Annotated in this window: 26 protein-coding genes and 5 pseudogenes; 6 read left to right on the top strand and 25 right to left on the bottom strand. The window is 55.1% G+C overall.

What is annotated here, in order from left to right; genetic code table 11:
• Positions 1 to 98: 98 nt before the first annotated feature.
• Together GKE73_RS26745 and GKE73_RS26740 are read left to right on the top strand one after the other, a co-directional pair.
• Positions 99 to 359: pseudogene (locus GKE73_RS26745) on the top strand (methyl-accepting chemotaxis protein); the annotation flags it as partial.
• A gap of 18 nt (positions 360 to 377) precedes the next feature.
• Positions 378 to 737 carry a CZB domain-containing protein gene (locus tag GKE73_RS26740; protein WP_446686353.1) on the top strand — a complete coding sequence of 120 codons (360 nt, stop codon included), beginning with the start codon at positions 378 to 380 and terminating at the stop codon, positions 735 to 737.
• Positions 738 to 881: 144 nt separating this feature from the next.
• Here the strand turns inward: GKE73_RS26740 and GKE73_RS24090 are convergent, their stop codons facing one another.
• The 6 genes and pseudogenes from GKE73_RS24090 to GKE73_RS17110 all read right to left on the bottom strand — a co-directional run bounded on the left by GKE73_RS24090 (position 882) and on the right by GKE73_RS17110 (position 7,687).
• Positions 882 to 1,214, bottom strand: a complete 333-nt coding sequence (locus GKE73_RS24090; protein ID WP_312854498.1) for a homocysteine S-methyltransferase family protein — start codon at positions 1,212 to 1,214, stop codon at positions 882 to 884.
• Positions 1,189 to 1,842: a homocysteine S-methyltransferase gene (gene mmuM / locus GKE73_RS17130; protein WP_280955001.1), complete on the bottom strand. Its 654-nt coding sequence runs from the start codon at positions 1,840 to 1,842 to the stop codon at positions 1,189 to 1,191. Before mmuM ends, GKE73_RS24090 begins: the two co-directional genes overlap by 26 nt.
• 185 nt (positions 1,843 to 2,027) lie before the next feature.
• A complete protein-coding gene (locus GKE73_RS17125; RefSeq protein WP_230370896.1) occupies positions 2,028 to 2,480 on the bottom strand; it encodes a type III PLP-dependent enzyme domain-containing protein in 453 nt (150 codons plus the stop codon).
• Positions 2,481 to 2,568: 88 nt separating this feature from the next.
• Positions 2,569 to 3,912 carry a biosynthetic arginine decarboxylase gene (gene speA / locus GKE73_RS17120; RefSeq protein ID WP_230370895.1) on the bottom strand — a complete coding sequence of 448 codons (1,344 nt, stop codon included), beginning with the start codon at positions 3,910 to 3,912 and terminating at the stop codon, positions 2,569 to 2,571.
• Between the two features lie 320 nt (positions 3,913 to 4,232).
• Positions 4,233 to 5,335: pseudogene (locus GKE73_RS17115) on the bottom strand (ABC transporter ATP-binding protein).
• Positions 5,336 to 5,713: 378 nt separating this feature from the next.
• Positions 5,714 to 7,687 carry a GGDEF domain-containing protein gene (locus tag GKE73_RS17110; protein WP_230370894.1) on the bottom strand — a complete coding sequence of 658 codons (1,974 nt, stop codon included), beginning with the start codon at positions 7,685 to 7,687 and terminating at the stop codon, positions 5,714 to 5,716.
• 241 nt (positions 7,688 to 7,928) lie between these two features.
• Here GKE73_RS17110 and GKE73_RS17105 point away from each other — a divergent pair, with 241 nt between their 5' ends.
• From GKE73_RS17105 to GKE73_RS24085, 3 genes are read left to right on the top strand one after another with little or no spacing between them, the layout of a single operon-like run.
• Complete coding sequence (locus GKE73_RS17105) at positions 7,929 to 8,684, top strand: alpha/beta fold hydrolase (RefSeq protein ID WP_230370893.1); 756 nt, start codon at positions 7,929 to 7,931, stop codon at positions 8,682 to 8,684.
• 44 nt (positions 8,685 to 8,728) lie between these two features.
• A complete protein-coding gene (locus GKE73_RS17100) occupies positions 8,729 to 9,247 on the top strand; it encodes an enoyl-CoA hydratase-related protein (RefSeq protein ID WP_280955000.1) in 519 nt (172 codons plus the stop codon).
• A gap of 56 nt (positions 9,248 to 9,303) precedes the next feature.
• On the top strand, positions 9,304 to 9,519 hold the full coding sequence (locus GKE73_RS24085; RefSeq protein WP_280954999.1) for a Clp protease/crotonase-like domain-containing protein: 216 nt from the start codon (positions 9,304 to 9,306) through the stop codon (positions 9,517 to 9,519).
• Positions 9,520 to 9,734: 215 nt separating this feature from the next.
• Here the strand turns inward: GKE73_RS24085 and GKE73_RS17095 are convergent, their stop codons facing one another.
• From GKE73_RS17095 to GKE73_RS17015, 19 genes and pseudogenes are all read right to left on the bottom strand, one after another.
• Positions 9,735 to 10,502 (bottom strand): flagellin N-terminal helical domain-containing protein, encoded by a 768-nt coding sequence (locus GKE73_RS17095; RefSeq protein WP_230370892.1) that lies wholly within the window; start codon positions 10,500 to 10,502, stop codon positions 9,735 to 9,737.
• Positions 10,503 to 10,668: 166 nt separating this feature from the next.
• The gene (locus tag GKE73_RS25050; RefSeq protein WP_230370891.1) at positions 10,669 to 11,271 is read right to left on the bottom strand and encodes a flagellar basal body rod C-terminal domain-containing protein; all 603 of its coding nucleotides are present in this window, start codon (positions 11,269 to 11,271) and stop codon (positions 10,669 to 10,671) included.
• On the bottom strand, positions 11,268 to 12,473 hold the full coding sequence (gene flgK / locus GKE73_RS17085) for a flagellar hook-associated protein FlgK (RefSeq protein WP_230370890.1): 1,206 nt from the start codon (positions 12,471 to 12,473) through the stop codon (positions 11,268 to 11,270). The genes GKE73_RS25050 and flgK overlap by 4 nt, the downstream gene beginning before the upstream one ends.
• Positions 12,474 to 12,520: 47 nt before the next feature.
• On the bottom strand, positions 12,521 to 13,495 hold the full coding sequence (gene flgJ, locus GKE73_RS17080) for a flagellar assembly peptidoglycan hydrolase FlgJ (protein ID WP_230370889.1): 975 nt from the start codon (positions 13,493 to 13,495) through the stop codon (positions 12,521 to 12,523).
• Positions 13,496 to 13,579: 84 nt separating this feature from the next.
• The gene (locus GKE73_RS24080; protein WP_280954998.1) at positions 13,580 to 13,951 is read right to left on the bottom strand and encodes a flagellar basal body P-ring protein FlgI; all 372 of its coding nucleotides are present in this window, start codon (positions 13,949 to 13,951) and stop codon (positions 13,580 to 13,582) included.
• A gap of 52 nt (positions 13,952 to 14,003) precedes the next feature.
• Positions 14,004 to 14,111 (bottom strand): annotated as a pseudogene (locus GKE73_RS24075) (flagellar basal body P-ring protein FlgI); the annotation flags it as partial.
• 62 nt (positions 14,112 to 14,173) lie between these two features.
• Positions 14,174 to 14,683 carry a flagellar basal body P-ring protein FlgI gene (locus GKE73_RS24070; protein ID WP_280954997.1) on the bottom strand — a complete coding sequence of 170 codons (510 nt, stop codon included), beginning with the start codon at positions 14,681 to 14,683 and terminating at the stop codon, positions 14,174 to 14,176.
• 34 nt (positions 14,684 to 14,717) lie between these two features.
• A complete protein-coding gene (locus GKE73_RS17070; RefSeq protein WP_230370888.1) occupies positions 14,718 to 15,254 on the bottom strand; it encodes a flagellar basal body L-ring protein FlgH in 537 nt (178 codons plus the stop codon).
• 167 nt (positions 15,255 to 15,421) lie between these two features.
• Positions 15,422 to 16,099 carry a flagellar basal-body rod protein FlgG gene (gene flgG, locus GKE73_RS17065; RefSeq protein WP_230370887.1) on the bottom strand — a complete coding sequence of 226 codons (678 nt, stop codon included), beginning with the start codon at positions 16,097 to 16,099 and terminating at the stop codon, positions 15,422 to 15,424.
• Positions 16,080 to 16,205: a flagellar basal body protein gene (locus tag GKE73_RS26735; protein WP_230370886.1), complete on the bottom strand. Its 126-nt coding sequence runs from the start codon at positions 16,203 to 16,205 to the stop codon at positions 16,080 to 16,082. Before GKE73_RS26735 ends, flgG begins: the two co-directional genes overlap by 20 nt.
• Positions 16,206 to 16,253: 48 nt before the next feature.
• Positions 16,254 to 16,994: a flagellar basal-body rod protein FlgF gene (flgF, locus tag GKE73_RS17055; RefSeq protein WP_230370885.1), complete on the bottom strand. Its 741-nt coding sequence runs from the start codon at positions 16,992 to 16,994 to the stop codon at positions 16,254 to 16,256.
• 24 nt (positions 16,995 to 17,018) lie between these two features.
• Positions 17,019 to 17,135: a flagellar basal body rod C-terminal domain-containing protein gene (locus GKE73_RS17050; protein ID WP_230370884.1), complete on the bottom strand. Its 117-nt coding sequence runs from the start codon at positions 17,133 to 17,135 to the stop codon at positions 17,019 to 17,021.
• Positions 17,136 to 17,170: 35 nt separating this feature from the next.
• Complete coding sequence (locus tag GKE73_RS17045) at positions 17,171 to 17,383, bottom strand: hypothetical protein (RefSeq protein ID WP_230370883.1); 213 nt, start codon at positions 17,381 to 17,383, stop codon at positions 17,171 to 17,173.
• Between the two features lie 62 nt (positions 17,384 to 17,445).
• Positions 17,446 to 17,700: a flagellar basal body FlgE domain-containing protein gene (locus GKE73_RS17040; protein WP_230370882.1), complete on the bottom strand. Its 255-nt coding sequence runs from the start codon at positions 17,698 to 17,700 to the stop codon at positions 17,446 to 17,448.
• Positions 17,669 to 18,271, bottom strand: coding sequence for a flagellar hook-basal body complex protein (locus GKE73_RS17035; protein ID WP_230370881.1), 603 nt, complete (start codon positions 18,269 to 18,271; stop codon positions 17,669 to 17,671). Before GKE73_RS17035 ends, GKE73_RS17040 begins: the two co-directional genes overlap by 32 nt.
• A gap of 41 nt (positions 18,272 to 18,312) precedes the next feature.
• The gene (locus GKE73_RS17030; RefSeq protein ID WP_230370880.1) at positions 18,313 to 19,011 is read right to left on the bottom strand and encodes a flagellar hook assembly protein FlgD; all 699 of its coding nucleotides are present in this window, start codon (positions 19,009 to 19,011) and stop codon (positions 18,313 to 18,315) included.
• 19 nt (positions 19,012 to 19,030) lie between these two features.
• Positions 19,031 to 19,442: pseudogene (flgC, locus tag GKE73_RS17025) on the bottom strand (flagellar basal body rod protein FlgC).
• Positions 19,443 to 19,444: 2 nt separating this feature from the next.
• Positions 19,445 to 19,864, bottom strand: coding sequence for a flagellar basal body rod protein FlgB (gene flgB, locus GKE73_RS17020; RefSeq protein WP_230370878.1), 420 nt, complete (start codon positions 19,862 to 19,864; stop codon positions 19,445 to 19,447).
• 229 nt (positions 19,865 to 20,093) lie between these two features.
• A complete protein-coding gene (locus GKE73_RS17015; protein ID WP_230370877.1) occupies positions 20,094 to 20,510 on the bottom strand; it encodes an OsmC family protein in 417 nt (138 codons plus the stop codon).
• Positions 20,511 to 20,649: 139 nt separating this feature from the next.
• Here GKE73_RS17015 and tsaD point away from each other — a divergent pair.
• Positions 20,650 to 21,676 (top strand): annotated as a pseudogene (gene tsaD / locus GKE73_RS17010) (tRNA (adenosine(37)-N6)-threonylcarbamoyltransferase complex transferase subunit TsaD).
• Positions 21,677 to 21,681: the final 5 nt, after the last annotated feature.

The raw sequence follows: 21,681 nt of genomic DNA, 5'->3' as shown, positions 1-21,681 counted from the left end.
TGGCCAACAGCATCAATGAAATCGTAGTGGCACAAAAACGTACCGCCGAAGCCATGGATGCGCTCAACAGCAAAACAGGGCAAATCCGCCAGTTTGTCCAGTTGATCAAGGACGTGGCCGACCAGACCAACCTGTTGGCGCTCAATGCCGCCATCGAAGCGGCGCGCGCCGGTGAAATGGGTCGTGGTTTTGCCGTGGTGGCTGACGAAGTGCGCAAGTTGGCCGAACGCACGGCCACCGCCACTAACGAAATTGCCTCGCTGGTGAGCGATGTGGAAACCGCGTCCTCCAGCACCAAGGATCAGGTAACAGAAGCCGCGCAGCACGCCGAAGGCTATCGCGACACCGGCCTTGCCACCGCCGAAACCATTCGCGAAATGGTGGATGTCAGCGAACAAATGGCCCGCGTCATTTCGCAAGGCACCAACACCAGCTTCATGGAAGTGGTGAAGCTCGACCACGTGGTGTTCAAGCTGGATATCTACCGCGCCATGATCAGCCAAAGCACGCTGGATGCGGCGCAATTGTCGTCGCACCAGAATTGCCGCTTGGGCAAATGGTATTACGAAGGACGTGGCCATCAGCAATGTAAAGGCACCCCGGTCTTCAGCCAGTTGGAAACGCCACACGCCCATGTCCACGAGTTCGGCAAGGAAGCCATTCAGGCCTTCCGGCCGGTGACATGGCTGGCACACAACAGGCGCTGCAACGTATGGAAAGTGCTTCACATCAGGTGATGGAATTGCTGACCCGCACGGAAAGCGAGCCGTGCGACAAGGCACATAAAATCTAAGTACCATGTACGCGATCAGGGCGCCGTTCCGGTTTTATGCCGGTAACGGCGCTCTGTTTTTATGGCGCAAAGGCCACGCAAGATAGCCTCAATGTGGCCGCAGCAATGCCGTCACGGCGCGAATATCGGCTGGGGTGGTACGGCAGCAGCCGCCGATCAGACGAGCGCCATGCTGGTGCCAGGTTGCCGCCATGCGGGCAAATGAATCGTCTTCTGCGCTGCCATGCCAGCATTTACTGGTCGGGTCATAGATTTCGCCGGAATTGGGATAGACCAACAGCGGCTTGGCGCTGGCGGCACGGGCATCGTCCAAAAGACTATCGATAAATTCCGGTGCCGAGCAGTTGACACCCACGGCAACGATCTGCGGGAAACCGGCCAGTTGCGCCAGACACTCATCCAGCCGCTCGCCCTGCGACACATGGTGCGCATCGCGGCAGGAAAAGCTGATCCAGGGCGGCAGCCTGCGGGAATTCTTCGGCCAACAATCGACCCAAGGCGATGGCTTCCTCCGGGCAGGGCAAGGTTTCACAAGCCAGCAGGTCTGCCCCGGCGTTCAGAAAAATCGCCGGGCGCTCGCGATGGAAATCCATCAGCTGTTCAATCGTCAGGCCATAGTGGCCGCGATATTCGGAACCGTCGGCCAACATGGCGCCATACGGGCCTACCGATGCCGCCACCAGCGGTCGCTGACGGCCAACGCGATTGGCCGGGGCAGCCCAGAATTCATCACGCGCTTCCAGCGCCAGCGTGATCGAACGCTGCATCAGCGCCACCGACTGGGCATGGTCGTACCCGCGACGGGCAAAGCCCTGAAAAGTGGCCTGATAACTGGCCGAGGTGATGATGTCCGCCCCGGCCTTGAGGTAATCGAGATGCACAGCGCGGATCAGTTCCGGCTGCTCAATCAGCACGCGCGCCGACCATAACGGGTCATTCAGATCGCAGCCACGCTGCTCCAGTTCGGTGGCCATCGCACCATCCAGCACCAGCGTTTGCTGCTGGGCCAGCCGTTCGGCCAACCCGTTCACCAATTCCACCGAGGGCATCACTCTCTCCCGCTTGCATAAATGGCGTCAGCCTGACGTGGGCGGTGGCGGCTGTCAATCCGGAGCATCCAGCATTTTCCACGCGCCTGCCGTCCTGCTCTTGCCTCATCAGGTTGGCCGAAAGCCGCCACGCCGCCAAGAAAAAAGCCGCTCGAAAGCGGCTTTGTCCGATGACCCTTAGCGCGTCACATGGACAGATAGGACGACTGCTTCAGCCCGCGACAGAACTCGGCAAAGTAGATATTGCGCTCTTCGTACGGCAGATTGGTCGCACGCGACTTGGCCTCATAGCAGTTGAGGATTTCTTCCGGTGACAGGTGCACGTAGCGCAGCATGTCTTCGATGGTGTCATGCTCTTCCACCCCGGAGAACTCCAGCTTGCCGCCTTCGCGCACATAGACGTTGACCGAGTCGGTATCGCCAAACAGGTTGTGCATGTCACCCAGAATTTCCTGATACGCCCCAACCAGAAATACCGCCACTAGATACGGCTGGCCCGGCTGGATATCATGCACCGACATGCTGGATTCGATACTCTGCTGGTCAGCATACAGCTTGACCTTGCCATCGGAGTCGCAAGTCAGATCCTGCAACACCGCGCGGCGTGTCGGCTGTTCGGCCAACCGGTGCAACGGCATGATCGGCAGTACCTGATCAATCGCCCGGTATCCGGCAAACTCTGGAAGACCGAGAAATTGCAGAAATACTTGTCGGCCAGCTTGTCGGTCAACTCGTCGTACACCTGACGTTGCGAGCGCTGGCTGGCTTGTAATTGGCTATGCAGACGCTTACGCACAGCGCAGCATGAATCTGTTCGGCCAACGCTTTTTCCCGCAGCGACAACCGGCCTTCTGCGTACATCTCCGCCACCAGCCCGACATAATGGCTTAAGCACGGTAATAGATTTCCGTGACCATTTCTTCGTTGGTCAGGCTCATCAGGTCGTACAGCTTGCGTACCGGCAACGCCAGGGCTGGCCACATCGTCCACCTCCGGCAAGCTGTCCGGCAGGCGCTCCACGTCGGTGACATTCATGATCAGCACGGCATGGTGCGCGGTCATGGCACGCCCGGATTCGGACAAGATGCGCGGGTGCGGAATGGCGTTTTCATTGCAGAATTCGGCCAACATCGACACGATCACCTGCGCGTATTCGTCCATGTCGTAATTGATCGAACTGGCATTGCGCGAATGGGTGCCATCGTAATCCACCCCCAAGCCGCCGCCGACATCAACATGGTCAATCGGCAAACCGAGCGAGCGCAGTTCGGCAAAATAGCGCAGGGCTTCGCGGAAACCCGGGCGATAGTCGCCGATATTGGCAATCTGCGAGCCCATGTGGAAGTGCATCAGCCGGACACAGTCAGCCATGCCCACCGCTTCCAGCTTCTCGGCCGCCGAAATCAGCTGCGCTGCCGACAAGCCAAACTTGCCCTTGTCGCCACCGGTATCGGCCCATTTGCTGGACGCCAGCGATGACAGACGCACACGCATGCCCAAGGTTGGCCGAACAGACAGCTTGTGCGCCTCCTCGATCACCAGGTCCACCTCGGACTCTTTCTCGATCACGATGAACACCTGATGCCCCAGCTTCTGGCCAATCAGCGCCAACCGGATGAAATCGCGATCCTTGTAACCGTTACAGATGATGGTACCGCCGCGCGGAGCCAGCGCCAGCACAGCCATCAGTTCAGGCTTGGAGCCCGCCTCCAGCCCAATCGACACCGCCTGTGTGGCGATGATGTTCTTGATGACGGCTTCCTGCTGATTGACCTTGACCGGATAGATAGCCGTGTACTGGTTGCCATACCCCTGCGCGGCAATGGCGCCATCAAATGCGCGACACAAGCGGGTGACCCGGTCTTGCAGAATATCGGGGAAACGCACCAGCAAAGGCAGGTCCAGCCCACGGCCAGACAACTGGTACACCAGATCAAACAGATCAATTTCTTTTTGCTGACGGGTGTTGGGGCGCACCGTGACGCAGCCATTGTCCCCTACATCAAAATACCCCGCGCCCCAATGCTGGATGCCATACAGACTTCGGCTGTCGGCTACGGACCAAGCCATGAGTTTTCCCTCAATGAATCGATGGATAAACCCGCTCCTTAGTGCGCGGCGTTCGGGCTATAAGCTTTTGGTGTGCCAAGGATGTCGGAGCGAAACAATCACGTATTGTGCGCGTTTTTTACGCCAAACGAGCGCGGATTTTAACAACATACCCACCCCCGACAAGTAAAAATTTGATGAATTGTTGTAACCGCTTTTTAGCAGCCAGCAGCGCCCGGCTTTTAGGCTTAAGACAACACAACAACAGGGCCGGATCATCCGGCGTGACAAACTGCCACGCGCCATGAACCGGCCCCGAGGTGTAGCCGCCAACGCCCCGATCAGCGCGTCAATACCACCGGCACATCCTCTCGCCAGCTGACAAATACGGTATCGCCCCGGTGGGAGCGGTTTCTCCGGCATCGTACCAGCGCGACGACGGCACGACCGATTGCACGATTTTGCCGGTGGACAGTTTGACGTGGTAAATCGAGTAGCTGCCCATATAGGCAATCTCCTCCACCACCCCGCTTGCCCGGTTCGGCCCCGCCGCCAGCGGTTTGAGGTCCAGCCGCACGTCTTCCGGCCGGATACTGGCCCAAACCTGCATCCCCTTAGGCCCGGTGATGCCATGATCAATGCTTACCCGGCCCCCCAGTTCAGCGGCATCAATTTCCACCCGATCCGGCTCATCCAAAACGACCGGGCCTTCGAAAATATTGGTTTCGCCGATGAATTCAGCGGTAAAGCGACAGTTGGGATACTCATAGATTTCTGTCGGCGTCCCCACCTGCAACAAGGAGCCTTCGCTCATGATGCCAATGCGGCTGGCCATGGTCATGGCCTCTTCCTGATCGTGCGTCACCATGATGCAGGTCACCCCGACTTGCTCAATGGTATTAACCAGCTCCAGCTGGGTTTGCTGCCGCAGTTTCTTGTCCAGCGCGCCCAGCGGTTCGTCCAGCAGCAACAGCTTGGGGCGCTTGGCCAGACTGCGGGCCAGCGCCACCCGTTGCTGCTGACCGCCGGACAGCTGATGCGGCTTGCGCGTGGCGTATTTGCGCATCTGCACCAAGTCCAGCATTTCCATCACACGATCACTGATATCACGGCTGCCCAAGCCGTCCTGCTTGAGACCAAAGGCAATGTTCTGCTCAACCGTCATGTGCGGAAACAGCGCATAGCTCTGGAACATCATGTTGACCGGCCGTTCATACGGCTGCAGCCGGTTGAGCTCCTGCCCGTCCAGAATGATCTTCCCCGCCGATGGGGTTTCCATACCGGCCAACATGCGCAGCAGCGTCGACTTGCCACAGCCGGAGCTACCCAGCAGGGCAAAGATTTCATGCTGGTGAATGTCGAGGTCCACCCCGTCGACCGCAACATGATCGCCAAATCTCTTCACGACTCCGGCAATCCGCAGATACGGCTGATCCGATCCCATGCTTCCGGGCACTGCCTTGGCCACCGGCGGTGTGGCTTGAACCGATGTAGCGGCAGCAACAGCTTGCGTCATGATTGCACTCCTCCAACTGATATCCAGCCGCGCGCGGCCGTAAATGATGGCATGTGTGGCCCGAACAGAACAAAGCGCCCGCCTTGGCGACAGATCACTTCTCGTCGGCGCATCCTTACCGCAACAGGTAAGCAAGAACTGCTCCCAGCCAGATTCAACGCAAACTCAAGATCCTGACAACAGCGCCCCCGCGCATAGCAGCACACCAAAAAACACTCAACGACGCACCGCTAAGATGAGGACAAACCGTGCCACCGAATCAGCAGTAAAACCAACTAATATTGGGAAACACAGTAGTTTGCCGGGTTAGGCTAGCTGACGTTTAATAAATTTGACAAGCCTGCAGAGAATGTCAGGTTGCGAGAGGAAGCCAAGCTGTGGCTTTCCCGCACCATGATCAAATGAACAACACGAAAAAGCCAGAATGGCTTGATAATAGGAAATCAGACCTTCGAATTGATCAAACTCGCACCAGATTTGGTCATACCACGCCCCGGCACTGGCTGCTAAGCGCTCCACAAACAGGCTGCTGCCCGGCGCTTTCTTGGCCATCTTTTTCGCTTCAGCCGTGGCAGAACCAATTTCGTGATGAGACAGATAACGGCCGGGGGCAACCTTGATCACCCCCACCGACAAAGAGGTCAAGGGAAAGAACATGACCTCACCGGTGCGGCCAGCCACCTCAAAGCCACCAGCCGCCAAATGCTGTGGCTCAAAATGCATTTTCACCGCTTCATCAAACGCCTCAAGCATGCCATGCAGCCGCGCTTCCCAGTCTGACGATTGCATCAGCACGACAAAATCATCCCCGCCAATATGGCCGACAAAGTCACGATCCGAATCCACATGTACGCTCAACAGCTGCCCCACCAGCTCAATCAGGCCGTCACCCGCAGCGTAGCCGTATAAATCATTAAACGGCTTGAAGTTATCCAGATCGGCATGAGCCACCACAAACGGCACCTGTGCCTCCAGCAAGCGGTCTACGGTTTCACTGATCGGTACATTGCCGGGTAACCCGGTCAGCGGGTTGGCATAGCGCGCCGCGGATATCTGCAGCTCGGTAATCTTGCGCATCAGGTCAAACCCCGTCCCCATGCCCAGATAACCGCCCTGTTCGGTAATGATGAAACCATCTACCAGATGACGATGCTCTGACGCCACCACCAGATTGGACAATTCATGCACACTCATGTCGGCACTGACGATCAGTGGCTGCTTGTCCATCATCACCGCACACGGCTTTTTGCCATACAGTTCACGATTGAAAGGCCGGGCAAAACTTTCCAGCAAATGATGACGACGCAGCAATCCCACCGGGATGCCACGTTCCACCACTGGAATGGCAAAGCGATTGGGATCACTGGCAAACAGGCGGTAAGCCTCTTCATTGGGCACTGACGGTGCCAGCGTCGGCACGTCGATCAGCAGATCGCCAGCGCGCGGCTGATGGCGCCAATGCAGACGGGTACGGCTGCCACCCGCCCACTCCACGCCGGGCACGGTAATATGCCGTCCCTGCACCGGCACCGGGCTGGGGCGCGCCAACAAATACCCTTGGCCATAGCGCACGCCCAAACGGCGCAAGACACGCAGTTCGGCCACACATTCAATCCCCTCGGCCACCAGCATGGCTCCGGACTGGCGGGCGATGTCCACCATCGAGCGGACAAACTGTTCCTTGAGTGGATCGTGATGAATGTTCTGGACAAAATGCTTGTCGAGTTTGACAAAATCCGGACGCAATTCCGACCAGCGCCGCAGGTTGGAAAACCCTTCGCCCAAATCATCCAGCGCAATGCGAAAACCGCTGTCACGATAGTGACTGGTCGCCTCCCGCAAGGCGTCGTAATCGCCATTGGGCTGGGTTTCGGTCAACTCGATGATGATGCGCTTGGAATCCAGCCCGATACATTTGAGAAACGCCAGCGTTTCACCGGGCTTATGGTCGGGAGCCAACAGGCTTTCCGGACTGACATTAAGAAACAGCAAGCCGGAAAGCTGATGGCCGACAAAACTTTCCATGGTAATGCGACGGCAAGTCTGATCAAGCAACACCGTCATGTGGCAGCGTTGTGCCTGTTCAAACAAATTGACCGGAGAATGCAGCGGACTATTCGACGGGCCACGAATCAAGCCTTCGTATCCCAGAATTACTCCGGAATCCAGATCGACAATCGGCTGAAAGACGGGTTGTAGCTGGCGTTGCTGAATAATGGATTCCAGCTCACGACAGCGAGAGCTATCCGGGCACGGCTCAGCCATACGCGATGTATTCATAGACAAGTAACCAGCCAAAAATCAGACTAAACGCCAACTCTACCCAGAGAAGATGACAACTCGGTTAAATGACATGAAATTCGCTTCGGGCTAGCACAGAGTACTGGTGAGAAGACGCAAGAGCATGCAGAATGAATCATCACACCCATCCTATGTGCCGCTCCGACAACCCGCATCGCTCCACAAGGACAGTGTATGCCCTACGCCACGCTTAACGGCCATCAGGTCTATTACGAATTTGGTGATCAGGTCGAACGTCCCGTCCTGGTATTGTTCAACGGCATCACCATGTCCACGCCCGCCCTGGACGTTACTTCTACCGATTCTGCAAACCCAATATCGACTGCTGCGCTTCGACTTTCTCGGGCAAGGACAAAGCGACCGCCCGGCTGGCGAAAAATACACATTGACCGAACAGGCCGACATGGCCATGCAGCTGATTGATCACCTCTGCATCGAACGTTTTTATCTGGTAGGACTGTCATACGGTGGTATGGTCGCCCAGCACTTTGCCCGTCGTTTCCGGGCTCGCATTCTGAAACTGATATTGGCGTCTACCTTGGCCTGGTCTGATGAAGCCAGCCAGCGTATCAGCGATAGCTGGATCGCCGCACACAAGGCAGGAGGACTGGACCTGCGCGAGACCATCAGCATTCCCCGGCTATTCTCCAGCCGTTTCCCGGCCGCCAATAGCGCCATGCTGGAAGGATTGAAACAAATGGCAGGCATGCTGGACTGGAACGCCGTGGTCCGCCTGATCAATGGCGTGAAAGAGCACGATGCCCGTAACTGGCTGCACACGCTAACCGTGCCGACGCTCATCCTCGTTGGCAACGAAGACCGCCTCACCCCACGCTATCAGGCGGAATTGATTCAGGAACGCCTGCTGGGCGCCAAGCTGGAAGTGATCCCATACGCCATGTCTTGCATATCGAAGCGGCAGAAGCATTCAGCCATGCCATCAGCCGCTTCTGCCGCCCCGGATAACCGGGGCTGATCAATAACAACAAACAAAACCACACGCCAACAAAGGAGAACAACATGAAAATGGAACCCATCCTGCTCAGTGTCGATTCACGCGGCGTGGCAACCGTGACACTCAATCGAGCCGAGCTGCATAACGCACTGGACCATGAAACGATCGATCTACTGATCGCCACCTTGGAAACGTTGGCCGAAGACAGCAGTGTCAAGGTCGTTATCCTGACCGGGCAAGGCATCAGCTTTTCGGCCGGGCACGACATGCAGTGGATTCAGCGGTTGGCCGAATTCAGCCCGGCGGAAATAGAACGCGAAGCCCGGTTATCATCACGCTTGCTCAGCACGCTGGACAACCTGCCCAAACCAACCATCGCACGGGTTCAGGGTTCAGCGTTTGGGATGAGTGTTGGCTTGGTGGCGTGCTGCGATCTTGCCATTGGCGTTTCGGAAGCCCTGTTCAGCTTTTCCGAAGTAAAACTCGGACTCATCCCCGCCGTCGCCGCCCCCTATGTGATCCGCGCTATCGGTCAACGCGCTGCACGGCGTTACTTTGTCACCGCAGAGCGCTTCAATGCTTAAGCAAAGCCAAACGATTAGGGTTAATACACCAGGTCGTAGAAAACGATGAAATCGACATGGCGGTGGAACACGCCGTCAGGCTAATGCTACTGAATGGGCCACAGGCGATGCTGCAAGCCAAACAGCTGGTAAATGATATTGGCAGCCAACCGCTAAGCCATGAGTCGCTGGAACTGACCATTAAGCGCCTCGTCGAAACTCGCCATGGCAGTGAAGGCCGCGAAGGCGTTAATGCTTTTATCGAAAAGCGCACACCCAACTGGCTGGAATGAAGATCAAAAGGTTCGGCCAACCTTAAGCGACAAGGTTGGCCGAAATTCCAGAGACTCAAACACATCTGGATAGAAAAATACATTATCTCCATTAAAAAGTATTCAGGAGAATGATTTAGCAACCAATCATCTTCAATGAGCCCCGCTTCTTTTATATCCCAAAAGATAAAAAGCCACCCCAAAGAAATGGAATGGCTTTTATTTAAAAAACCGAATTATGAAATATAGTTAAACAACGACAACGCGGTAACTTTGCTGTAAGTGAGTTGACTATATTTCAGTGAGTTTTGCGTCATGGTAAAATCACTGATGGCCTTGGTCACATCCAGATCCTGCAAATCACTGATACTGGACCGATACTGCAATTTCAAGTCCTCATCCATACTCTTTACATTATCATTCTCTTGGCGACGAGCACCAATGGAGGCAATACCCGTCAGTACGTTTTTCTGTACTGAATCAATCCCGGACATAATACTCGACAAATCAGAAGCGTAGGTGGCTGGCTTCGGGCTTTGCCCAAGTAAATCATTAAATTTTTTCAGCACGTCGAATACTGCAGTAGGGCTGCCAGTATCACCAAAAACCGAACTCCCTGCTTCGGATATCTGCATTTGGCGTGCCGCACTAATCTGTACATCACGCTGCCCCGTATCGCCTTGGTAAGTGGCATTGTAATTACTATCAACCACGTACGCCGCAGAGCTGATCTTATTGCCACTGAAAAGATAGTTACCGCGGCCATCAGTCGCATTGGCATACCCGGCCATCTCGGAAATGCCTTCCTGCACTTGTTTCTGGATCATCTGCAACTGGGTGGTAGCCAATGCTCCATCCCCTGCCTGAATAGCCAGGCTTTTCAGATTGGTCAGCAGATTAGAAGCATTGGTCAGCGAAGTTTCAGAAATGGAAAGTGAAGACTCCACGGCCTGACTATTGGCAATAAATTGCGTATTACGACCATCTGATTGACTCAGCTGCAAGACACGGGCAGCTGCAACAGGATCATCCAGCTTGCGTCACAACACGTTTCTGAGTATCCAGCTGCAATTGTAATTTCTGTAGTGATGACTGCAGAGACTGCATATCATACACTCCAGACATAAATGAACTCGCTGTGCTAACTCTCATGGTTCAACTCCGCCAAACTCAGGATCCACCCAATTGAAGCAAACGGGAAAATAGATCCTGCGCAATTTGAATGACTTTACTCGATGCTTGATATGCCTGCTGATATTTCAACAAATCGGCCGCTTCCTGATCCAGATTCACCCCGGTCGCATTGGAACGGGTTGTAGTAACTTGCTGTAGCGTAGTATCCATTGCCGACGATGATAATTGTGCGGTATTCGTCACGTTACCAACGTAACTGACGGTAGTGGAATAATAAGTCTGGAAAGATTGCAATCCAGAATTTGTGCCATCTTTCTTACCGTCAACTATGGCTCGCGTTTGCAGCTTGGCCATCTCCAGCAAGTTACTGTTCTCACCAGATGCCACGGTATTTAATGGTACCGTGCCGATATTGATCACCATCCCAGCCTGCATCTGCCCAGACAGCTTGAAGCCAATCCCTAAATCTTGTGCCGGGGTAGAGTTATCCATCAGCTTATAGCCATTAGTGACATTGGGGTCTGCCACCACTGAGTAAGGGCCACCACCATTGGTACCTGTAATCGTTGCAGAAATACTCGTGGTAGAGGTAGCGGTGACAGTCAACCCCGTCAAGCCATACGCTGGATGCGTTGTCACATCTGGCGGCGTAGAAGTGCTAGTCCAACCATAACTACCGGTACGCTTGCCCACGCCCCACTCAGGCTAACCCCACTACTCGAAGGGGTAATCCCCCCCGCCGTCGTATCCAGTTGCAGAGAAGAAGAAACGGCTAATTTACTCGGATCTGACAGCAATACTTGCAGATTACCAGCGGCATCCTGAGGATGGCTTGCATAGGAAGTGAGATCATTAAATAGGGCGCCACCTTGCTGCCCAGACAGATCCCGGCCCAATTCATGCTGGTAATTCATGGCGGTAGAAAAATCGATCGCCAACGTCCCTAACTGCTGCCGAGTAGACAACAGTGCGCCATCACGGAAATTCAGCAACCCGCCCAAATCCCCACCATCAATCAGGTTGTTTGGAATCAGCGTGTTAGTACCATTGGCATTCGGGTAAACCAATTGCAACGATGTCGGATCAGCAGGATCTTTCTGGGTCGCCAGATGAGTTACGGTATTACCCAGGATCAGAGACTGACCATTACCGATAAACACGGTATAGGTCCCATCCGACTGGGTGACAGCCTTTGCCTTGACGAGTTTATTCAACTCTTGCATGGCATTGTCGCGCTGATCCAGCAAATCGTTGGGAACACTGTCTTGTTGACCACCGGTCATCGCTGCAATCTGGGAATTCAAACCGGCGATTTTGTCAGCGATGGCATTGATACTGTCCACCGTAGAAGCAATCTGACCATTGGTACCGGAGGTAATTTCCTGTAATCGACTATCGATGGTACGAAACTTGGTCGCCAGCGCCTGCGACATGTTTATCACGGTCTGACGGCTAGGAATGGAAGACGGGTCTTGCGTCAGTGTCTGCAAGCTACCAAAAAAATCCTGCAATGCCGGAGTCAGACCGACAGAGGAATCGGCCAACAGATTGTTGATCTGATTAAGCTGAGAGACTTGGCTAGAGTAATAATTACTGTTGGTTTGCGCATTCAGAACCTGCTTATCCAGATACTGATCGTAACTGCGAGCAACCTGAGTCACATCCACGCCTTTACCGACAAAACCGAAGCCCATATCTTGCGGCAAGCGAGCGGCCTGACTGATCGATTGACGGGTGTAGCTTACGGTATTGACGTTGGCAATATTGTGCCCAACCACCGAAAGCGCGGTCTGTGCGGCGTTCAGTCCGCTGACACCGATGCTGAAAATACTGGAACCCATAATTTATCCTCTGTGTCTTTATCGGCTGGCCAGATAAAAACTTGAACTCAGCTACGAACCGACTGGGAGAGTACGGAAGTGGCCACATCAACCAACTTGCGCGCATAACGCGGGTCGGTGGCATAGCCGCCGGTTTGCAAGCCTTGGGCAAACCCGTACATGTTCTGCCCCTGATTCAGCGCGTTGCGATAACGCGGCGAATCCTTGAGCAGATTGGCATAGTCAGAAAACGCTTCGGCGTAGGAACCATATGAACGGAATTTCTCCACTCTCTTTTGCGGGGTTCCATTCACATATTCCGTTGTCAGCACATTAGTCGTGGCGCCCTGCCAGTCGCCACCCGCCTTGATGCCAAACAGGTTATGACTTTCACTGCCATCAGAATTCTTGATTGAACGCTTTCCCCAACCACTTTCCAGTGCGGCATGGGCAACGACAAACTCAGGAGCCACGCCCAGCTGGTTGGCCGCATTACGAGCATGCGGCAACATGACCTTGGCAAAACTTTTGCCACTGGTCGAAGATGTCGTGCCAACCGCCGCACCTGCTGTCGCGGCAGGATCGCTAACCACAGCAGAAGCTGTTGCATTCTGCGCCTGCTGATATGCCTTGAGTGCCCGCGTGGGCAGCGACTGCGTGTTCAATGATGGACTTGGTGCCAGATACTCGGTTTTTGTATCGTTGGTCGTGTCGAGATGAGCCGACTTGGCAATCTGCCGGTACAACACATCCCCCAAGCCCATGCCAGTCTTGGAAAGTGACTGCACCATCTGCTGATCGAGCATGCTGCGATAGGTGTCCATATCGCTGGAATCCTCTTCTCCATCCAGCTTGGTTTCACGCATGGCCTTTACCAACGTTCCCATGAGTAACGCTTCAAACTGCCCCGCCACTTCACGCACCGCTGCCTTCGGGTCTTTATCCGCTTTACGCTGCAACCCGGATAGCTGCGTCGGGTCAATTGCCAACTGATTGGCTAATGCGTCAGATGACGAGTATTTGTTGGAAAAAGGTATATTCATCGGCTCACTCCCACGGCCTTTATAGCAAAAACCGGGCCAATAAAAAAAGCGGCCTGGTGGCCGCTTTTTCAGCTTGCAGAAGAATCAGATAATTTGCAAATCGGCCTTCAGGGAACCGGCCGCTTTCATGGCCTGCAGGATCGATACCAAATCCTGAGGCGTGGCACCAACGGCGTTCAGCGCGCTCACCACTTGCGAGAGATTGGCCCCCTTCGGCACCCGGATTACCTTGCCACCATCGCTCTTGATGTTGACATTGGCCTGATTGGTTGCCACGGTAGAACCGCCAGACAAGGGATTCGGCTGACTGACTTGCGGGGTATTGCTCACGGAAACCGAGAGGTTGCCATGGGAAATGGCGCATGGCTCCAGACGCACCGCCCGGTTCATGACGATGGAACCGGTACGGGCATTGATGATAACCAGAGGGGGAAACTTCTGCCGGATCAACGGCAATATTTTCCATTCGCGACAGAAACTGTACGCGCTGATTGGTATCAAACGGCGCACGCACTTCAACCAGGCGGCCATCCACGGCACGTGCCGTACCGGCACCAAACTCCCGGTTAATGGCATGCACCACCCGATTGGCCGTCGTGAAGTCTGCTTCTTGCAATTCCAGATTGATAAACTCGCCATTACCCAAGGCAGTCGGTACTTCACGTTCAACCGTAGCGCTTAAGCAGGAATTCGGCCAACGCTCAACTGATTGACCTGTGCCTTACTGCCACCCGCCGATGCTCCAGCCCCGCCCACCACGACATTACCCTGAGCCATGGCATAGACTTGACCATCAGCCCCTTTCAAGGGGGACAGCAGCAAGGTACCGCCACGCAAGCTCTTGGCATCACCAATGGATGAAGCGGTAACATCAATCGCCTGACCACGGCGAGCAAAGGGTGGCAACGTGGCCGTCAACGAAACGGCAGCCACATTCTTGGGATCAAGCTTGGTACCTGCCGGAATCTGCACGCCCAGCTGGTTAAGCATGTTAGACATGGATTGGCCGGTAAAAGGCGAGGAGCTGACTTTATCGCCACTGCCGTCCAGACCAACCACCAAGCCATAACCGATCAACTGGTTGGGGCGCACGCCACCGATATTGGCAATCTCTTTCAGGCGCTGAGAGGCCAGTACGGTATTCATCACGCACAAAAGCAAAACCCAGCCCAGTAAAAATCGTTTCATCACCACCAACCCTTACCACAAAGACAGCAGCCTATCAGAAAGGCAGTACGCTCAGGAAAAACTTGGTCAGCCAACCCGGCTCGGTATACAGCCGGTTATTGCCCTTGGTTTGTTGCTCGATACGCGCATCAGCCAGTTTCAGCGATGACACCGACCGATCCGGGCCAATATCCCGTGGGTTCAGCACACCGGACAGCCGGATGGACTCCGTATCACCGTTAACGCGCACCTGCTTCTCGCCGCTGACCACCAGATTGCCATTCGACAATACTTCAATCACTGTCACGGTAATCGAGCTGACAAATGATGTAGCCACCTGATTATTGCCTTTACCACTCAAACTGGCTGCACCGTTGGCCGAAAGAGAAGTTCCAGCCAGCGCTTTTTCCAGATATCCTGGCACAAACGGTAACTTCAGGCTGGCATCAACGCTCTCGCTGATGGAGTTTTTGCGGTCACCCGTTGTTTGTTCCGAAGTCGATGTCGCCGATTTTTCCTGAATCGTAACCGTGAGAGTATCTCCGACCAGCGCTGGCATTTTATCTTCAAACAGCGGACGGTAATTGGCCACCGGAAGATGGACCCGTTAGCCGGAACTGTCGCGGCCACAGGCTGCGGCCGGGCCGTCATCGGACTATGTACCAGTGGCGGCTCCTGTACCGCACAGCCGCTCAACACCAGAAATGAGGTCAAGATACTCAACAAACGCTTCATGACACGATCCCGCTAATCATTGGATTACAACTGCGCAATGCGCTGCAACATTTCGTCGGCGGTTTTGATCGCACGTGAGTTCATTTCGAACGAACGCTGAGCCTGAATCATCTTGACCAGTTCTTCCGTCACATTGACGTTGGAATCTTCCAGAAACCCCTGCTTGACCTGACCACGGCTATCGGTGTTCGGATCACCATCCTGCGGATCTCCGGAAGCGGCAGATTGCAGGTACAGGTTATTCCCCATGCTTTCCAGCCCTTGCGGGTTAATGAATGTGGTCAGCTGGATCGTCCCTGCCGTCTGAGCCGCAGGGTTATTCGGCAGAAAATACTGCACGACGCCGCCAGTGGAGATGGTGATCTGCGTGGCACCGGACGGAATGTTGATGTTGGGGTTCATCGAATAGCCATCAGCCGTCACCACATCACCATTGGCATTGCGCTTGAATTCACCATCGCGGGTATAGGCTGTTGTGCCATCCGGTAGAGAAATACGGAAAAAACCATCACCGGTAATTGCCAAATCCAACGACTGATCGGTCTGCATCAGGTTACCTTGCGAGTGGATACGGCTGGTGGCCACCGGCGTGGCACCCGTACCTACCTGCAGCCCGGTCGGCGTGGTATTGCCGTTGGCCAATTGAGCACCCGGCTGACGCAAGGTCTGGTAATACAGATCTTCAAATATTGCCTCGGCCACGTTTAAACCCTTTGGTATTGACGTTAGCCAGGTTATTGGAGACGACGTCCAGCTGGAACTGGCTGGAATCCATGCCAGTTTTGGCAATGTAGAGGGCGCGCATCATGATGGTTTTATCCTGTCGATCTAATCAGGGCCGGTGTCGCCCAACTTATTAGCCCATGGCCAGCAGCTGGGTAGCTTTCTGGTCATTTTGGTCGGAACTTTGCATCAGCTTGACGTTAAGGTCGTACTGACGGCCGTGTGAAATCATCTGTACCAGGCTTTCGACGGCATTGACATTGCTGGACTCCAGCGTTTCCGGCACCAGTTTGACATTGGCATCAGCCTGCGCGGTGCCACCGCCGTTAATGCGGAACAAACCGTCTTCGCCTTTGTACACCTCCTTGGCCGTCGGGTTGACCATCTTGATCTGCCCGACTAGCTGTGGCGTTCTGTCTGTGCCGGACTGGGGAGTCGCCATCACCGAGCCATCTTCACCCAGTTGCACACGCATGCCGGTGGGAACCGTAATGGGACCGCCATCGCCAAGAATTGGTAACCCGGTGCGAGTGCGCATCATGCCGGTGGTATCCAGCACATAACCACCATCCCGGCTATATGCCTCGCTACCATCCGGCGCCTGGACGGCAAAAAAGCCGGGGGAGCCGATGGCAAAATCACTGGCATTGCCGGTATGCAACAAGCTGCCCCGGCTTAAATCATGACCAACCGTGTTGTCGACCACATACGTGCGGGTTGGGGCGCCATCGCCGACGACCGGCAAGGCCCGGAAGGACACCAGATCGGCCTTGAAACCATTGGTATTAACGTTAGCCAGATTATTGGCTGTGGTCGCCTGCTGCCGGGCAACATGTTTGGCGCCATTCATGGCCAGAAACAGCATGCGGTCCATCAGTATGAGCCTTTAGCTAAAGCATTAACGCAGGTTGATCAAGGTTTGCAGCAAGGTATCCTGCGTCTTGATGGTCTGGGCGTTTGCCTGATAGAAGCGCTGGGCGGTAATCATGTTGACCAGCTCTGCGGTCAAATCCACGTTGGAGTCTTCCAGCGCGGAGGACTGAATCGTGCTTAAGCATTCCCCACTCCGGGCGCATTGAAGCTGACCGGGCCAGAAGCATACGATTCTTGCCAGCGGTTACCACCAACCGACTGCAAACCTTGCTGGTTGGTAAAGTTAGCCAACGCTACCTGACCAATGGTACGTGTCTGTCCATTGGTAAAGCTGGCCTCGGATGATGCCGGTCTGGTCAATATTGATGGCCTTGAGGGAACCAGCGGCATAACCATCCGAAGTCAAAGTGTTGGTGGACGCACCTTGCGCCACCTGAGTCGAGCCGGTGTAATCAACCGTCAAGGCAATCGGGGAGGAAGAGCCATTGGCCGTAGCTTGCCGTATAGGAAACCGACAATGTCGGAGCCGGGGTGGTGATCAGATTACCGCTGGTATCAAAGTTCAGCGTCGTGCTGTTGCCAGTGGCATTACCGTCCACATAAGCCGTAACTGTCCAAGGAGTACCAGCAGCCGTAGCGGTACCTTTGACATAGTACAGCGTCAGGTCATGCGAGTTACCCAGGGCTATCGTATGCCGTCGTCGCATTGGACCAGTTAAACGAATTGGTATTGGTCGGATCAAGTGGCGATACCGTCGGCGAGGTCAGACGCGAATCAAGATTCACGCCCATGCTGACTGTCGAGGTTTGTTTCGGCGAGATCAGATTGGTTTGCAATTGCAAGTCCGATACCGGGCCTTGCGTGACCACACCGTTGTTTGCCATCCAGCCCTGCAAGCGGTCGGTGCCATTGACCAGATAGCCGTCACGATCAACCTGAAACTGGCCATTACGGGTATACAGCAGCGCCCCGGCCTGACCGGTGCCGGAGGCTGGCTGCTTGACCACGAAGAAGCCGTTGTTATTGATGGCCAAATCAAGGCTACGGCCTGTCGCCGTAACGTTACCCCGGGTGATCGACTGCGTGACCGCCGCTGTACGTGAGCCGATACCTGTCTGCGTACTGGCTACGCCATAGAAGTTGGAAGCGTACATGTCGGCAAATTCGGCACGGGATTCCTTGAAGCCCACCGTGCTGGTATTGGCAACGTTGTTACCGATCACATCCAGCTGCTTCGATGCCGAGGACAGACCGCTCAAACCTTGTTGAAAGCCCATGTTGTTTCCTTGAGAATCCGCGAGTGCTTAAGAGGCTGTGATCAGGACAACTGAGCGACATCGCTCAATGCCGCACGAGAACCGTTGGTGAACACCAGCTGCGGCGTCCCCTGATCCCGGGCAACAGCCGAGATCTTCTGGTTATTGAATGGCGTAGCCGTTACGGCACTGGAACCGGAGGAGGCCCCACCTGTTGCCCGGGCTTCAAAGGTGTAATTGCCATCGGCCAACGTCTGACCACTGGCGTCCTTGCCATCCCAGCTAAAGCTGTTCATCCCTGCCGAGGCCTTGTTGACCGTCAGCGTATCCACCACCACACCATTGGCGTTTTTGATATTGATGGTCAACTTGTCTGCCGCACCACTGAGCATCACCGCACCTTGTGCCGCGCCGGAGGACAAAGCCAATTGGTTACCGGCTACCAGCGCTTGCCGCCCGATGGTGGACGCGGCCATCATCGACTGGTTGGCCGCCTGTGACTGAATCAGGGCCTGCATCGACGTATTGAGTTTCTCCAGCCCGGAGACCTGACTAATCTGCGCCATCTGACTGGTCATCTGGCTATTGTCCATCGGATTAAGCGGGTCTTGAGCCTGCAACTGCGTAGTCAGCAGCTTGAGGAACTGATCCTGAATCTGTTGTGCACTATTAGTGCCCGAGCTACTCCCGGATGAGGAAGTCGTACCATTGATGATGTCATAGGGATTGCTGCTGGAGCTGGAAGTCACTGAGCTGGTCATGGCGCGTCAACCTTTCCTGTTACTGGCCCAGCTGCAAGGTTTTTTGCAGCAGGGTTTTAGCGGTATTCATCATTTCCACGTTGGTCTGGTAGGAACGCGAGGCAGAGATCATGTCGGCCATCTCTTCTACCGGATTGACATTGGGCATGTTCACATAGCCCTTTTCGTCGGCCAGCGGGTTACTGGGGTCATATTTCAGGCGCGGCGGCGACTGGTCCTCCACCACCGACGTCACCCGCACACCAGCAACCTGCGGCTGCGAAGTGGACACGGGTACGGCGGTAAACACGACATGCCGCCCTTTATAAGGCTGACCGGTGGAGCTGGTCGCACTTTCAGCATTGGCAATATTGCTGGCAACAACGTTAAGCCGCATGGACTGGGCCGTCAGTGCCGAAGCTTACAATGGTAAACACGCTAGAGAGCGACACGATTACGCACCTCCCTTGATGGCATCGACCAGATTGCTGATTTTCTTGTTCAGGAACGTCAGCGTGGACTGATATTTGAGGGCGTTGTCGGTAAATGCGGCACGCTCGATATCCATATCCACCGTGTTGCCGTCGAGGCTAGGCTGCACGGCTGTCCGGTATTGCAGTTTGGCGCCATTGGCGGCTGCAGCAGAGTTAGCCGAGCCATTGAAATGGCGGGCATCGGTGGCAGACAAGGCCAGATTTCCCTGACTCTGCGCATGAGTTGCCGACTGCAAGGCCTGACGGAAATCGAAATCAACCGACTTGTAATTCGGCGTTTCCGCGTTGGCGATATTGCTGGCAACGACTTCGGCGCGATACGCCCGCAGGCTGAGTGCCTTTTGCTGTAAGTCAAAGTACTGATCGATCTTGTCTAGCATTACCGTCTCCTGAACGCCAATCTATTAGCACAATTCGTGCCAATATTTAAAACCCAATAAAATCAGCCATCTTGAAAAAGATACTCGCAATAGGAACAAGGGGTTTTGCCCTGAGCGCCCACAGAGCGGCAACTTTTGCCGCCGGGTTGCAAACGGTACGGCAGCAAACAAAAACGGCCAGCGCTTGTCAGCACTGGCCGTTTGGCAGGACGTTGTTACGGATGCGAAATCAGGCGGCGCGTACTTCAAAGTCGTGGGTAATCTCCGCCGTTTTGCCCAGCATGATGGAAGCGGAGCAGTATTTTTCGGCCGACAGCTTGATGGCCCGTTCAATGACTTCCGGCTTGAGATTGTTGCCGACCACGACAAAATGAAAGTGGATTTTGGTGAAAACCTTGGGCTCGACCTCGGCACGTTCGGCATCCATCTCTACCCAGCAATCCGTCACGTCCTGACGGGATTTGCGCAGAATGGTCATCACGTCATAGCTGGTACACCCGGCAGTGCCAAGCAACAGCAACTCCATCGGGCGCGGGCCCAGATTACGGCCACCACCTTCTGGTGCGCCATCCATCACCACGGCGTGGCCGCTGCCACTTTCGCCCATGAAACACACGCCATCCACCCACTTGAGCCTTGCTTTCATTCTGTTTCCTTGCAACATGTTCTCGCGTTTTGACGAGCCAAAACGGCTTGGTAACGCTCAAGACTATCATTCCCGATTTGGGCCTGACAAAGATTCACCGGTAAAATGAAAAGATTGTCCCGTTATAACTGGGTACCTCATGCTGGTATTGGGTATTGAATCGTCGTGCGACGAAACCGGCGTTGCACTTTATGACACCGAAGCCGGGCTGATTGCCCATCAACTTCACACACAAATGGCCATGCATGCCGAATACGGCGGCGTGGTACCGGAGCTGGCCAGCCGCGACCATATCCGGCGCGTCATTCCACTTACCGAAGCCTGCCCGGCCGATGCTTAGGCAAGACGCTGGCAGAACTGGATGCCATTGCCTACACCCGGGCCCCGGGTTGGGCGGCGCGTTACTGGTTGGCGCCAGCGTCGCCAATGCGCTGGCGTTTGGTCTGAATATTCCGGTGGTCGGCGTGCACCATCTGGAAGGCCATTTGCTGTCGCCATTGTTGGCCGAACCCAAACCGGAGTTTCCGTTTATTGCACTACTGGTATCGGGCGGCCATACGCAACTGATGGCCGTACGTGGCATCGGCGATTATCAGGTACTGGGCGAAACGCTGGACGATGCGGCCGGTGAAGCGTTTGACAAAACCGCCAAGCTGCTGGGGATTCCCTATCCGGGCGGGCCGGAGTTATCAAGGTTGGCCGAAAGCGGCGACCCAACGCGCTTTACCCTGCCGCGCCCGATGCTGCATACGCAAAATCTGGACATGAGTTTCTCTGGTCTCAAAACTGCTGTCTTGACGCTCACCAAGCAGGTGGAAGCCGAGCTGGGCCAGATCGACGACCAGACCCGGCGTGACATTTGCCGCGCGTTTCAGGAGGCGATTGTCGAGGTGCTGGTACAAAAATCGCTCAAGGCGCTGAAACAAAGCGGCATGAAACGGCTGGTGGTGGTAAGCGGCGTGGGCGCTAACAAGCAATTGCGGGCCGCGCTGAACGAGGCCGCGCGCAAACGCCGCTTTGAGGTGTTCTACCCGCCGCTGGCGCTCTGCACCGACAACGGTGCGATGATTGCCTTTGCCGGTGCCATGCGCCTGAAATTTGCCCACGCCACGCGAGAATTCAGCGTTAAACCGCGTTGGGACCTCTCGAGTTTACCCGCCGTTTAAATCCC

The organism is Paludibacterium denitrificans (assembly GCF_009707705.1).
GTDB classification, from domain to species: Bacteria; Pseudomonadota; Gammaproteobacteria; order Burkholderiales; family Chromobacteriaceae; genus Paludibacterium_A; species Paludibacterium_A denitrificans.
This window is presented reverse-complemented; position numbering and strand designations above follow the sequence as displayed.